This window comes from Streptomyces sp. NPDC005151 (assembly GCF_053599875.1).
This window is the reverse complement of the sequence record NZ_JBSFYR010000002.1, coordinates 284,111-297,169: the sequence shown is the minus strand read 5'-3', so window position 1 is coordinate 297,169 and position 13,059 is coordinate 284,111. Positions and strand designations below refer to the sequence as shown.

General features: G+C 73.1%; 9 protein-coding genes and 1 pseudogene. 1 reads left to right on the top strand and 9 read right to left on the bottom strand.

Features of this window, described 5'->3' with window-relative positions; all coding sequences use genetic code 11:
• Positions 1-110 precede the first annotated feature (110 nt).
• The 4 genes from ACWD6R_RS02945 to ACWD6R_RS02930 form a co-directional block, all read right to left on the bottom strand.
• Positions 111-383 carry a TFIIB-type zinc ribbon-containing protein gene (locus ACWD6R_RS02945; protein WP_451817054.1) on the bottom strand — a complete coding sequence of 91 codons (273 nt, stop codon included), beginning with the start codon at positions 381-383 and terminating at the stop codon, positions 111-113.
• 68 nt (positions 384-451) lie between these two features.
• A complete protein-coding gene (locus tag ACWD6R_RS02940; protein WP_451817053.1) occupies positions 452-1,417 on the bottom strand; it encodes a phosphotransferase family protein in 966 nt (321 codons plus the stop codon).
• Positions 1,418-1,672: 255 nt separating this feature from the next.
• Positions 1,673-1,882 (bottom strand): hypothetical protein, encoded by a 210-nt coding sequence (locus ACWD6R_RS02935; RefSeq protein WP_366132935.1) that lies wholly within the window; start codon positions 1,880-1,882, stop codon positions 1,673-1,675.
• 190 nt (positions 1,883-2,072) lie between these two features.
• Positions 2,073-2,330 (bottom strand): hypothetical protein, encoded by a 258-nt coding sequence (locus ACWD6R_RS02930; RefSeq protein ID WP_037698881.1) that lies wholly within the window; start codon positions 2,328-2,330, stop codon positions 2,073-2,075.
• A 206-nt stretch (positions 2,331-2,536) separates the two neighbouring features.
• Between ACWD6R_RS02930 and ACWD6R_RS02925 the strand changes: the two genes are divergently transcribed.
• Positions 2,537-3,919 (top strand): serine/threonine-protein kinase, encoded by a 1,383-nt coding sequence (locus ACWD6R_RS02925; RefSeq protein WP_451817052.1) that lies wholly within the window; start codon positions 2,537-2,539, stop codon positions 3,917-3,919.
• Here the strand turns inward: ACWD6R_RS02925 and ACWD6R_RS02920 are convergent.
• From ACWD6R_RS02920 to ACWD6R_RS02900, 5 genes and pseudogenes are all read right to left on the bottom strand, one after another.
• A pseudogene (locus ACWD6R_RS02920) lies at positions 3,886-4,305 on the bottom strand (TrmH family RNA methyltransferase); the annotation flags it as partial. The gene ACWD6R_RS02925 and the pseudogene ACWD6R_RS02920 sit on opposite strands and share 34 nt — an antisense overlap.
• 341 nt (positions 4,306-4,646) lie before the next feature.
• On the bottom strand, positions 4,647-5,918 hold the full coding sequence (locus tag ACWD6R_RS02915) for a TIGR02679 family protein (protein ID WP_451817051.1): 1,272 nt from the start codon (positions 5,916-5,918) through the stop codon (positions 4,647-4,649).
• Entirely contained in the window at positions 5,908-9,999 is a 4,092-nt protein-coding gene (locus tag ACWD6R_RS02910) for a TIGR02680 family protein (protein ID WP_451817050.1), read from the bottom strand. Before ACWD6R_RS02910 ends, ACWD6R_RS02915 begins: the two co-directional genes overlap by 11 nt.
• A complete protein-coding gene (locus ACWD6R_RS02905; RefSeq protein WP_451817049.1) occupies positions 10,000-11,424 on the bottom strand; it encodes a TIGR02678 family protein in 1,425 nt (474 codons plus the stop codon).
• Complete coding sequence (locus ACWD6R_RS02900; protein ID WP_451817048.1) at positions 11,421-13,007, bottom strand: TIGR02677 family protein; 1,587 nt, start codon at positions 13,005-13,007, stop codon at positions 11,421-11,423. Before ACWD6R_RS02900 ends, ACWD6R_RS02905 begins: the two co-directional genes overlap by 4 nt.
• Between the last annotated feature and the right edge of the window lie 52 nt (positions 13,008-13,059).

Here is a 13,059-nt window from a genome sequence, read left to right as displayed (position 1 = left end):
GTCATCGGTCATGACGTCATGAGTCTCACGAGTCATGCCGTCAGGCAACAGCGGACGTCTGGGGACGCTTGGCCAGCGCCGCCGCGGCCCGCGGCGCGGTGTCGGCCGGGTCAGGACGAGAAGAGCATGTGGCCGAAGCTCTTGTGCCGGTGGTGACCGCCGTGGTGCTGCGGGGCGCCCCAGGCGGGGGCCGGCGCGGCGGGGTAGGCCTGGGGGGTCGGCGGCGCGGGCGGGGCCTGCTGGGTCCACTGCGCCTCGATGCGCGTCAGGGTCTCCAGCTCGCCGTAGTCGAGGAATATCCCCCGGCAGCCGCTGCACTGCTCGATCTGGATGCCATTGCGGTTGTAGGTCTGCATCTGCGCGTGGCACTTGGGACACTGCATGGTCGGCTCAGCTCCTCGCCGTCGGTTCGCCGTCGCCGGAATGCATGCCCGGAGACGATCGGTTCACCCTACGACGAGTGCTCGGTCGCCAACTCGACCGGGAGGGACGCAATTCGGGCACAGGCCTCGATCATCGTCTGTTCCACCTCATCCGGATTTCGCCCCTCCGCGGCGGACTTGGCGAACGCCAGTGCCGCGGCCTGAACCGTCAGGGCGCGGGCCGGGACGTCGAGTTCTGGCCAGGGATCGCCGTCGGCCCGCACGGCGGGCCCGCCCGCTGCCCGGTAGGCGTCCAGGAAGCGCAGCCAGACCTCGGGCGGCAGCAGTCCTGCCGCGTACCAGGCGGCGGGGCGGGCGAGGTCCCACGCGGGGTCACCGAGCCCCACGTCGTCGACGTCGATCAGCAGCCAGCGGCCATGCGCCTCAGGGTGGCGGACGAGCTGGCCGAGGTGGAGATCGCCGTGGCAGATGAAGTGCGAGCGGTGCCGGGGTGTGGGGGCTTCGTCACGGGCCCAGGCGGGCAGGCGCCGCCATGCTTCGCGTACGGGGGCGGTGGCCGGGTCACCGGGCCGGGCGGCGCACATCCGGGCCACGGCGAGAGCGGCTTTTGCGGGTCCGCGCATGGGAGGAAGGGCGGGCGGGGGCGCGGTGCGGTGGAGCCGGGCCAGGAGGACGGCGGACTCTTCCCAGGGCGCGGCGTCGGGGTCCGCGGGGTCGACCGGTTCACCGTGGGGCCACAGGGTCACCGGACGGCCGTCGACCACGGGTACAGCGGGCTGGGGTACCGGTGGCAGGAGGATGCCGCTGAGGGCGGGGGCCGAGGCCAGGGCCGTGCGGGCGGCCAGGGCGGCGGTGTCGGTGTCCGGGGCGTGGGCCTTCGCAACCACGGAGCCGGAGCGGACGACCGTACCGTCGGCGCGGTCCGCGAGCACCGCCGGTGCCGGGCAGGAAGGACAAGGGGCCTCGGTGCGCCGGTGCGGGTGGGCCGTGTCATGGGCGAGGGCGCCCAGCGCGCGGACGACTGCGGTGGTCACGGTCTCCCCCCAGTGGCAACAGGTGCTGCCCGGTCCGCCCCGGGCACGCCGACGAGCGTACGCGCTGCCGCGCAAGCCGTGGCAGCCGCGTGGCGACGGTGTGGTGCGCCGCCACGCATTGCCCCCGGACAGCGCGATGTCCGGTCAGCTCCCCAGCTGACCGGACAAACGCTGCCGTCCGCCGCACCCCCGTCCCCACGGGGTTGTTGGCCGGATGTCCCGGTCCGGACCGCTCTTCCGGACCCGGGGCGCCGCTCAGCGCCCCAGCATCACGCCCACGGACGACGCCTGTGTGACCACTGCGTCCCAGCCGCCGAAGACGACTACGAGCAGGGCCGCCAGAGGAAGAACCATGGCCGTCGCCACCAGCGGGTGGCGCGTACCGGACGACGGGCGGCCGCCGAACGCGGCATGAGCCCTGCGTCCCTGCGTGCGGATCATCGTCCGCGTCGCCGTGTCCGCCATGGTTCCTCTCCTGACCTGATTGTTGGAGCAGCGGGCGTTTGACCTCGGGGGACGAGTGAAACGCCCGCCGCTCGAGTTCAACATTAGGGACGCGAAGAGGGTGGGTCGTCATGCCCGCGTACCGAATGCCGGGCCTCCCGGAGGATGAGCCGTGGGTGGTCGGCGTACTCCCCTGGGTGGAGATCCTGCGCTACGCCTTGGGGTCATCCCGGAGGGGACGCTCGGATGCGTCCTGCCTCGGGACCGGTTGTTCGACCAGGGCGAGCACCCTGGTCGCCATGAAGCGGGCGGTACGGACGACGGTGCCGCTGCGAGTGACTTCACTCACTTCGACCACCCCTCGGCGGACAGCTGTCTCCACCCGGCGGCCCGCTCTGGTGGCCACCACCTCGTACGTACGCGTCGTGTCACCCGCGTCCACGACTATCTCCACACGATCGCCCTTCACTGATCCAATCCCCCTTCTGCGACGGACCTTTGAGATCTCGCACGGGCCCGGGAGCATGGATCCGCGGCTCCCTGACCACTCCTCAAGTTTCCCACCCGGCACTGACAATCGATCGGCGGGCGAGGGCGCGGCCTCTGAGCGCGCCGGGCCACGGGTACGTAAGCTGTGCCACGTCAGGCGGACCAGGCAGCGGGGATGGGCAGACGATGGCGATGATGCGGCTCCGGCGCGAGGACCCGCGTGTCGTCGGCTCGTTCAGGCTGCACCGGCGACTCGGCGCGGGCGGCATGGGTGTCGTCTATCTCGGTTCGGACCGGCGCGGCCAGCGGGTGGCGCTCAAGGTGATCCGCCCGGATCTCGCCGAGGACCAGGAGTTCCGTTCGCGTTTCGCGCGCGAGGTGTCGGCGGCGCGGCGGATCCGCGGCGGCTGTACGGCGCGTCTGGTGGCCGCCGATCTGGAGGCGGACCGCCCCTGGTTCGCGACACAGTACGTCCCCGGGCCCTCGCTGCACGACAAGGTGGCCGAGGAAGGTCCGCTGTCGGCGGCCGAGGTGGCATCGATCGGGGCGGCGCTCTCCGAGGGGCTCGTGGCGGTGCACGAGGCGGGTGTCGTCCATCGCGACCTGAAGCCGTCGAACATCCTCCTCTCCCCCAAGGGCCCCCGGATCATCGACTTCGGGATCGCCTGGGCGACCGGGGCGAGCACGCTCACACATGTCGGCACGGCGGTGGGCTCGCCTGGATTCCTTGCGCCCGAGCAGGTGCGGGGCGCGGCGGTGACGCCCGCGACGGACGTCTTCTCGCTCGGCGCCACGCTGGCGTACGCGGCGATGGCCGACTCGCCTTTCGGGCACGGCAGTTCCGAGGTGATGCTTTACCGCGTGGTGCACGAGGAACCGCAGTTGTACGACGTGCACGACGCGCTGGCGCCACTGGTGAGCGCCTGTCTGGCGAAGGATCCGGAGGAGCGGCCGAGCACGCTTCAACTCTCCATGCGCCTCAAGGAGATCGCAGCCCGTGAGGCACAGGGCCTGCACGAGAGCCGGCCGCCTGCCCAGCGCTCGGCGCAGGAGCTGGACCGGCCGACCGGCCGGCTCGACGGCCCGTACACCGAACAGCAGACCCGGCGTGCGGCGGGCTCGCCGCCGCCCCGCCCGCAGAGCCGGCAGGCGCCGGCGCCTTCGCGTGGTTCGTCGTCCCGCACCGGTGGTTCGCGCCCTCAGCAGCAGCCGCGCACTACGACACGCTCCGGCAAGCGCCCGCAGGGCACGAACGGGACGAACGGCCGGCCGGGCACGAACGGGACGAACGGCCGGCCGGGCACGCGGCCCGGCGCCCGCACGACCTCGACGGGCCGGCGTCCCGCCAATCCGCGGCTGCTGCGGCAGCGGCTCGTCGTCTTCGTCGTGGTGACGCTGCTCGTGGCGCTCGGCATCGCGGCGGCGCAGGGCTGCCAGGGGCCGGCCCGCGGACTGGGCGCCCTGGACACCCCTGGGCGGCACGGGCAGCACCTGCCGCTGCGGCCCGACGATCCATGTCAGGAGACGGTGGGCGGTCAGTCCTGCGGGCGGCCCGTCGCCACCGCGTAGAACGCGACCGCGGCGGCCGCGCCCACGTTCAGCGAGTCGACGCCGTGCGCCATCGGGATCCGTACCCATTCGTCGGCGGCGACCAGGGCCTGCATGGACAGTCCGTCGCCCTCGGCACCGAGCATCAGCGCCACCTTGTCCATCCGGTGCGGCGCCGCCTCCTCGATGCTGCCGGCCTTGTCGTCGGGGGTGAGGGCGAGAAGCTTGAACCCCGCTTCCCGTACGGCCTCCAGGGCCTTGGGCCAGGTGTCGAGGCGGGCGTACGGAACGGAGAACACGGCACCCGTGGAGACCTTGACGGAGCGTCGGTAGAGCGGGTCCGCACAGTCCGGGGAGAGCAGCACCACGTCCATCCCGAGGGCGGCGGCGCTGCGGAAGATGGCTCCGCCGCACCTCCGGGGCACTGGCATCGCCGAGGACATCTTCGGATGGATGGCGTGTCACCCTGGCCAGCCGCCAGGCCGCGTCATAGGACATACGGCCGCGTTCTTGGACGCGTAGCCGCAGGGCCAGGAGGCTGGTTGCCGGGTCGAGCAGCTCTTCGAGTACAAGCGCCGAGGAACGGTCTGGCAGCACCGGAACGCCACCGCTGCGTAGCCAGGCGGACGGCATCCGGGGGCGCTGGGAATCGGGCCGGGCCTCGCCTCGGCGAGAAAGTTCACGACTGCCACGCTCCTCATGTGCGCAAAGCGACGGCTCCGCCGGCACGCCGCCCGTACCGAGCTCATCAGCCGAGGTCCGAGAGGAGTTCGGGAAGCAGCCGTTCCTCCATGACTGCCTGGCCCGACTCGCTCAGCGCGGGAGCGAGGGCGGGGTCCCAGGGGCTGGAGGCGGGCGATCCGGTCAGCAGGGTGGACTCGCCCCGTTCCAGGGCACCGCGGTAGTCGTTCGTGGTCATGCGCCAGGGCCGGGCGCCGTGGCGCTCCATGGCGGCGGCGGTGATACGCAGACCGGTCCAGTCGAAGTCGGCACGCCAGTGCAGGCGGGCACCGGATCGGACAGCGCCGGCGAGGAGCTTGTGGCACGCGGCGGAGGGGATGCCTTCGGTGCAGACCAGGGCCGCGGCGCGGTCTTCGAGTTCGGCGGCGGCCGCGCGCAGTACGGCGGGGTTCTCACAGACGTGGATCTCACGGGCAGCGGGAACCGCATCGGAGACAGTCAGCTGGTGGAGGGTGCGGCGGAAGGGGATACCGAGGTCGGCGGCGTCGCGCAGCCAGTCGCCGACCACGTCGCCGCCGCGGGCGCCGATGTTGAGGACGAGAACTTGGCTGGCGAGGTCGTCGGCGACGGCTCCGGCGCTCTCCCACAGGGTGCGGCGTCCGGCCCGGTCACGGGGAACATGGCCCGGTTCGTCACCGCCTGCCGTGGCGCGCAGGACGAGGGCGCGCAGCACGAGCTGTTCGAGTGGGCTGCCGGCGAGCAGGGCCTTGGTGTCTCCGGTGGCCCACTCCGCCAGAACGGGCAGCGGGAGCACGCCCCGGCCGGCGTCACCACATGCCCCGGGCAGCTTCTCCAGGACGCGGACGGCGGCCTGGAGCAGGGCGCCGTCTCCGCGCCGCAGCAAGCGGGTGAGGGTGCCGTCAGCGGTGATCCCCTCCAGCCAGGCCGGGTACCAGTCCTGGGCAGCGAGGGGTGAGGCATGGGCGGCTTCGAGGGCCCGGGCACGGGCGGACGCCTCGTCGGCGCGCTCGGCCGGCCGGTCGCGCAGGGGCCCGTGCAGTCGGCCCAGGGTCTTGAGCAGGCCGGTTCCGTAACGTCCGTAAAGGTAGTTGTCGAGGTCGGTCAGGGGGACGATGAGGCGTTTGGCGGTCTCGGGGCGGTAGCGGCCGGTGAGGCCGATGACCGCGCGGCGTTCGGCTTCGGTGGGGGTGGTGAGGCCGATGCCGCCGTCGAGGGCGCCGCCGGTGCGTTCCAGGCGGCGACGGGCGGCGGCGAGGAGTCGCTGCCAACCCTCCTCGCCCAGTTCCGTGTACGACGGGGGGTGCGGCTCAGTTGGCAAGCTGGGCCTCCCGGCGTACGGAGCGGGTGCCCGGTGAGCCGAGTGCGGCGCTCAGGGTGCCGGTGTCGTCGGCGTGCAGGCGCTCGCCGTCCCACAGGAGCAGTAGGGCGGAGACGGTGTGGTCGACGGCGGAGTGGGCGAGGTCGTAGTGGGCGGCGGCGCCCACCGCACTGTGCACGGCCCACAGGTCGTAGCCGGTCATGAACAGGTCGAGGTCGAACTGGGCGGCCAGTGACATGAGTTCGCCGCGCCCGGTGTCGTCGACGCCGGCGAAGGCCTCGTCGAGGGCGAGCAGGCGGGGCGCGTCGGGGTGGGCGGAGTTCAGCATGGCGTGGGCGGCGGCGAACAGCGGCAGGTGCAGGGAGACGGACTGCTCGCCGCCGGACAGGCGGCTGTGCCGGGCCCTCGTGAGGCGTTCTTCGACGGCGTCGGGGCGAACCAGCTGGAAGGCGAACTGGCGCCAGCGCCGGTAGTCCAGGACCTCGGCGAGCAGCTGCCGATAGGGGGTTTCGCGCTGCCGGGCACGGGCGGTCTTGATCTGCGCGGCAAAGTGGGTGCGCATCCGAGCGAGTTTCTCCGGTCCCAGGCGGGCCGCGTCGGCGTCCAGGAGGGCGCAGACGGCGCGCTGTTCGTCGTCGAGGCTGTCGGCGAGCAGCCAGCTCACACCGACGGTGGTGCCCGAGGACATACGGCGTTCGCGCATGTCGGTGTTCATACGGCGGATCAGGTCGCGGGCGTCGACGGTTCGGTCGTGGATCTGCTGAGCGAGGCGGGTGAGCAGGGCGTCCTCAAGGATCCGCTGTTCGGACTCGGAGAGGAGCTCGGCCTGGTCTCGGCGGTGGGAGGCGATCTTCTCGGCGAAGGCGGCGATGGGCAGCGGGCCCTGCTCGTCGGCGACAGTGACGGTGATGACGCCGCTGGAGCTGTCCCAGGCGGGTTGGTAGTCCTGTCCTGCGGCGGCGAGCTGGGCGTGCAGGTCCTCCAGGGCCGTGGTGAGGCGCGTGACGGACTGTTTGACGCTGGACTCGGTGGGGGTCAGGTCGCGGGTGGCAGTCAGGATCCCCTCGTGGACGGCGACAGCGGCGGGCGGCAGGACCTGGCCGATCCAGTCGGCTTCCTGGGCGGGCCACGCCAGGTGGGGCGGGCAGCGCAGGATGTCGAGGAGTTCGCGGGCCGCGTACGGGGCGAGGCCGCGGGCGGTGTCCTGCTCTTCGGCGACGGCGACCTGCCGGGCCTCGGCGGCGGCGGTGCGGCGGGCCTCGGCTGCGGCCAGGCGGCCGATCGCCTCGTCCTTGGCGGTGCGGGCGGCCTCCGTCTCCTGCGCAGCGGTCTCCAGGCTGTTCCCGGTCTCCTCGACCCGGGCCATGACCTGCTGTGCCTCGGCGCCGACGGCCTCACGCAGCGCCTGGAGTCCGGCGGCTTCCTCGGCGTGGCGGCGGCGGGCGGCACGCTCGGCTTCGGCGGTGCTCTCCTCGTCCTCAGAGGCGGCCGTGAGCCGGTCGGCGGCGGCCGCGGCGGTCTCGGTCTGCCGGGTGTTCTCACGGCGCCGGACGGCCAGTTCGCTCGCCGCCTGCTCGAAGGCGCGGGTGGCGGACTCGGTGTCGTCCGCGCCCGCGGCGGTGACGCCGTGCTCCGACTCGGCGCGGTGCAGTGCGCGTTCGGCGACCGCGCAGGCAGCCTGAGTCTCGTCGTAGGTCGACTGGGCGAAGTCCGCGGCCTCGCGCTTGGCGCGCAGGGCGGCGACGGCCCGGTCCAGGGCGCGCAGGTGTGGGGTGAGGACGGTGGTGCGGGGAAGGGCCGCGCGGGCAGTGTCGTACTCCTGGAGGGACTGCTCGCAGCCGGACCAGGCCCGCATCACCTCTGCGAGCTGGGTGTCGAGTTCGGCCAGGAGTGTGTCGCAGGCGGCGATGCGGGCGGCGCGGCGGCGCATCCGGGCGGTGGCGCCGACGTACTCGGCGTGCGGTTTGGCGTGGGCGCCGATGAGGATCCCGGCGGCGTACCGGCCGTCCGGGCAGATGGCGGTGGACGCCCCCGCCACGTCGGAGACGGCTACCGACTCCAGTACGGCGGTGATCCTGGCGGCCGGGATGCACGTGCCCGTCTCTGGGCGCAGCAGGTCGGCGAGACTGGGCCCGTCAACGGGGGTGGTGGCGCGGAGGTACCCGTCACCGGCGGCTTGAGGGTGGTCCTCGGCGGTGACAAGCGCGTCGAGCAGGCCGGACGCCTCCAGGGCCGCTTCCACGCCTGCGCGCCCCGCGTCGTCGAGGCCGTCGGCGAAGTCGACCAGGCGCCACAGGGGCAGGGCGCCTTCCAGGCCTTCCCGGTCAGTGGTGCGGCCGCGGGCGCCAGGCGGGGCGTCGTCGTGCTCGGCGGCGATCCGTGTCCGTTCGGCCCCGGTCTTGGCCCGGTGGTCCTCAAGCGCCTCGCGCTGGGTGCGCAGGGCGGCCAGGCGGTCGCGCAGGTCTTGCACGGCGGGGGCAGTGGCCTCGGTGAACAGGTCGGTGAGTGCGGGGGTACCGGCTCCCGCGCCGTCCGGCTCGGCGGCCGCGTCGAGGACTGTCTCGAGGCGGTCCGCAGCGTCCTCGGGGAGCAGTCCGCCGTACTGGCCGGTCCACCGCCCGTGCTGCTCCCGCAGTTGCTGGTGCGCGGCGGTGAGCGCGGCCTGTGCCGTCTGTTCTTCCTGCTCGGCGGCCCAGGCCGCTTCCTGGGCACGCTCCTGTCCGGCGCGGGCCGCCTGGCGGGTCCGCTCAGCGTCCCTCAGGTGCCCTCCGGCGGCCCGGACCACCCGTACGCCTTCGTGGCGGGCAGCGGCGCGGGCCGAGGCGCGTTCGGTGAGCACGGAGGGGGCGGCGTCGGCGGCGCTCCAGGCGATACCGGCGCGGTGTGCGTGGTCGGCGAGGGCGGCGGCCGAGGTACTGACGGCGGTGGCGAGTTCGGCGGCCAGTTGCCCGGCGCGTTCGGCCTCGGCGCGGGCCCGACCGGTGGCGGCGGTGCGCCGTTCGCGCTCAGAGGTGGCCTGCCGGGCGGTCTGCTCGCAGGTGCGTACCAGGCGTTCCAGGTCGGCGAGTTGCTCGACGGCCTGGTAGGCGGCCGAGGATCGCAGCTGCTCCAGGCGGGCGCGCAGCGCGCCGAGCGCCGCCTCGGCCTCGTCGGCTCGGGTGCCGGCCGCCGCCCGCCTCTCGCGGGCCTCGTCGAGTTCCGTTTCCGCCGCGGCGTGGGCGCGCTCGCGTTCCGTGCTCTCGGCCCGCCGTGCGCTGAGCCGGTCGGCGGCGACCCGGGCGTTGACCCGCAGGTACGTCGAGTAGGCGGCGAGAAATGACCCAGTGGCCTCGTCGGCGGCGACCAGACCTTCCAGGGTTCGCTGAACGGACTCCATGTCGTCGAAGGAGCGGGCGGCCTCGCCGATCAGGTCCTCGTCCAGCGGGCGCAGACCCTCGGTGAGGGTGTCGGAGAGCCTGACCGGGTCGAGGTTCTTGGCCAGCTGCGGTCGGCGCAGCGTGAGGATGAGGGTGAGCAGCTGTTCGTAGCGCTCCCGGCCGAGGCCGAACAGCCGCTGGTCGACAGCGGCCCGGTAGTCGGTGGCCGAGGCGATCGGTTCCGCGCCGAGCGGGGCGAGTTCGGCGGCCAGCTGCTTCTTCGTCAGCGGCCGGTCGTCGTCGGTGAGCAGCGAGAAGTCCTCGCCGATGCGGCCGTCGGCAACGAAATGCCAGCGGGCAGGGGTGTCCCGGTGCCGTTGGGCGTGCAGGCCGATGCCGCAGGTGACCACCTGTCCGGTCGCCCGGTGGGTGAACTCGATCCATACGTAGCCAAGGGCGCCCTCCTGCCCGCGGAAGAGCAGGTTGGACTTCATGGTGCGATCCTCGGCAGCGAACGGGTTGAGCCGCTTGGGATCGATCCGCCCGTCCAGAACGAACGGGAAGAGGACTTCGAGGGCCTTGGTCTTGCCCGATCCGTTGGGCCCGCGCAGCACCAGCCAGCCGCCGGCGAAGGAGAACTCCTCGTCGCGGTAGTCCCACAGGTTGACGATCCCGGCGCGGGTGGGTACGAATCGGGGCTGGAGGTCGGTGGGCGGAGTACTCACTTAAGCGTGGTCCTTCACATCGTCGGCGGGGAAGAGGGCGGCAGGGGCCGCTGCTTCGGGGGCACGGGGACGGGTGCGCGTCTTCACCTCGGCCGTCACCCCGCGGTAGCGGGCCAGCAGCGGCAGTGCGAGGACACCGCCCTCCACCCGCACGACGAGCGACATGGCGGCCAGCAGATCCAGGACCTGTTCGAGGAGCCGGTCGGTGTCCCCGCGCAGCTCGGCGGCGAACCCTGCACCGTACTGCTCGGTGATGTCCTTGGTCCGTGCGCGTAGCCAGGAGATGGTGACGAACGGGTAGCGGGCCTGGGCAGCGGCGGTGTCGGCGCTCCCTCCGGCGCCCGCCTCCTCCCCGCCACCGTCCGTGGCGGCATCGGCGAACACTCCCTGCGCGGGAAGCGCCAGGTCGATACGGCCGGCCCGGTCCGCAAGGCGCTCCGCGGCGCTCGGCGCGGGCAGCAGCTCGGGCGCGTGCCGTCCGGTGCGCGCCGCGACCTGACTGATCCGCGCCCCGAGCAGCAGCGCGGCCTGCGCGACGGTGCCGCCGCCGGGGAACCGCGTATCGGACAGGCGCCCCGAGGTGTCCACCAGGGCGATGCCCTCCGCACGCCGCTCCACAGTGAGGCCGGTGAGGCGAGTGAGGTCCTCGGCAAGCGCGGGGGCACGCAGCTGGCCGGCCAGCTCGGGGTCCGAGTCGGCGTAGTAGGCGACCGGGTACTCCAGGACCAGGCGCCTCGCCCGCCTGGCCGCGGACAGCCGCTGCGCCCGGCGCCCCTCGGACAGGCTCCGCGCACCCGCCGAGTCAAGCAGCACAGTCACCGAGGCGACGTGCTGGAGGACGCGGGTGGGCTGGTGGACGGCAGTGAGCACCTCCCGGTCGATGTCGTAGAGGGCCTCGGCCCGCTCCGGGTCGGTGGCCCAGGAGGTGGCCGAGCCGTCGGCCAGGCGCAGCGCGCCGCGTTCGGTGAGCCAGGTGACGGCGTCGACGAAGGCGTCCCGGTCGTGTTTACGGGCGGTGTCCAGGCCGAGTCCGTCGATGCGGGCCGCATCCGCAGCCACCGCGTCGGCGAGCTCCCCGAGCGCGGCCTGGGCACCGTGCCGGCCGAGAGCGGCCAGGGTGAGGGCGAGGTAGGCGTAGCGGCGCCGGTCGAAGGGGCGACCGGACCGGCTGAGCGCGGGCCGGGTGGCGTCGAGCTGGTCCTGGGCGCGCTGAAGGCGGGCGGTGTCGGCGGTGGTGATCAGCCGGTAGCCGAGCACCTCCATCAGATCGGTACGCAGCTGGTCGGCCCAGCGCCGCACGGTCGCCAGCGCGCCGCTGTCCGGGTACACCGTGGTTATCAGCGGGTGCCGCAGCACGAGCCGTACGGCTTTTTGGTAATCGGCCAGTTCCAGGGCCGAGACATGCTCGGCCACGCGGGTGCTCATCCGGTGACCTCCAGGCGCAGCCCGTCCAGGTGCAGGTGCCCGCGCACGGTCCGCACCGTGGTGAACGCCTCGCCGGGCCCCGTCGGGACGAGCGTGAGCCGCACCCCGTGCGCCGAGCCGGAGGCCGTCTGCCCCGCGATATTCCGGGTGACCGGCACCCGCGTGGCCAGCGCCACGTCCATCAGGGAGAGCAGCGCACGGGTCTCGGCCTCGTCCAGGACCCGACCGTAGGCGCCATCGCGGGCCAGGGCGGCGGCCGCTTCCCTGCGTTCGGCCTGCTCCTCGACCTGCGCGGCCCGCAGCCGGGCCCGCTCGGCGTCGTTGCGCTCGATCCGGCCGGGCCCCTTGAGCGAGGGGGCGCGGCCCGACTGCACCAGGGTGCGGGCCAGCTCCACCGGCTCCGCCTCCCACCACGACGTACGCCCAGGAATCAGCTCGGGATCCGGATACGGGACGGCGATGTGCCGGGGCGATCCCAGCCCGAACACCGCCTGGAACAGGGCATGCGCGTCGTCGTCGCTGACACACGAGGTGAACCACTGGGCCAGATGCCGCAGTTGACTCTCCCGGCTGACTCCCCCGCGCCGCGCCTCGGTCACCCGCCTCAGCAGCGCGAGCACCGAGCGGATCGCGGTGACTGTCGCATCCTGCAGCCGCTCGGCCTCACTGTGCTCCCGCTCCCCGAACCAGTGCACGATCCCGGCCCACCGCTGCCGCCAGTCCTCCAGCCGCGCCGCCGGGGTCCTGAAGAGCCGCTCGTCGGCCTCCGCGGCGTACTCGATCATGCGGTCCACCCCACTCACCGCCGCCTTCTCCACGGCCTCGGCCAACAGTGGGGCGTAGCGTCCCAGTTCAGCGGTGAACTCCCGCATGTGCGAGAGCAGCGCGTCCTTGTGCGCGAGGAACACCTCAGGGCGGGTGTCGTTGGTCCGCGCCAGGTCACCGAGCATCAGGTAGAAGCGGGCAGCCCGCTGCGCCATCTCGTTCAGCACGGAGTCCAGACGGCCCAGCTTGCGGTAGACCTCCTCGGCGTCGCCCGCGTCGTTCGCCTCGGCGAGCGCGGCCAGGTCTGCGAGGATGTCCGGGAAGACGAGCCGCGAGAGCTGCGCGTCCTCCAGGGCCGCGCCGAGTACGTCCTCCACCGCCCGGTAGGCCCGGTATCCGGCCTGGGTGAACTGGTACACGTAGTGCCGGTTTCGGTACTCCGCCAGGTTCGCCGCCCGCGTCCCGTCGTAACTGCGGTCGAGCACCCGCCACTCGGCGAGCGCGTCCAGCAGCGGTTGTACGTCGCCGACGGCCGCCGCCCCGGGATGGTCCGCCGCCAGCCTGCCCACCAAGGTGGCCGCGTCGGAAACGTGCAGCAGCACCTGGTAGTTGGCCCGACCCCGGTCGAAGGCGCGCAGCAGCCACAGGTACTCGTGACGCTTCTCGGCGGCCGCGAAGTGGAAGAGCCTCAGCCGGTCGTCGAGAGTGAAGGCGTCGATCCCGAAAGCGTCGTCGTCTGCGTTGTCCGGGGGCATCGGGCCCGGGGACACGACGCCTGTCGGTACACCCGGGGGCGGGGCAAGGGGATCGTCATTCACGGGCGTCAGCGGCTTCCTCGTACGGCGGGACGGAACCGGCGGGACAGAGCCG

Coding starts and splice junctions, on each gene's coding strand:
- ACWD6R_RS02945 (WP_451817054.1), bottom strand. CDS start 383: ATGCAGTGTCCCAAGTGCCACGCGCAGATGCAGACCTACAACCGCAAT.
- ACWD6R_RS02935 (WP_366132935.1), bottom strand. CDS start 1,882: ATGGCGGACACGGCGACGCGGACGATGATCCGCACGCAGGGACGCAGG.
- ACWD6R_RS02925 (WP_451817052.1), top strand. CDS start 2,537: ATGGCGATGATGCGGCTCCGGCGCGAGGACCCGCGTGTCGTCGGCTCG.
- ACWD6R_RS02905 (WP_451817049.1), bottom strand. CDS start 11,424: ATGAGCACCCGCGTGGCCGAGCATGTCTCGGCCCTGGAACTGGCCGAT.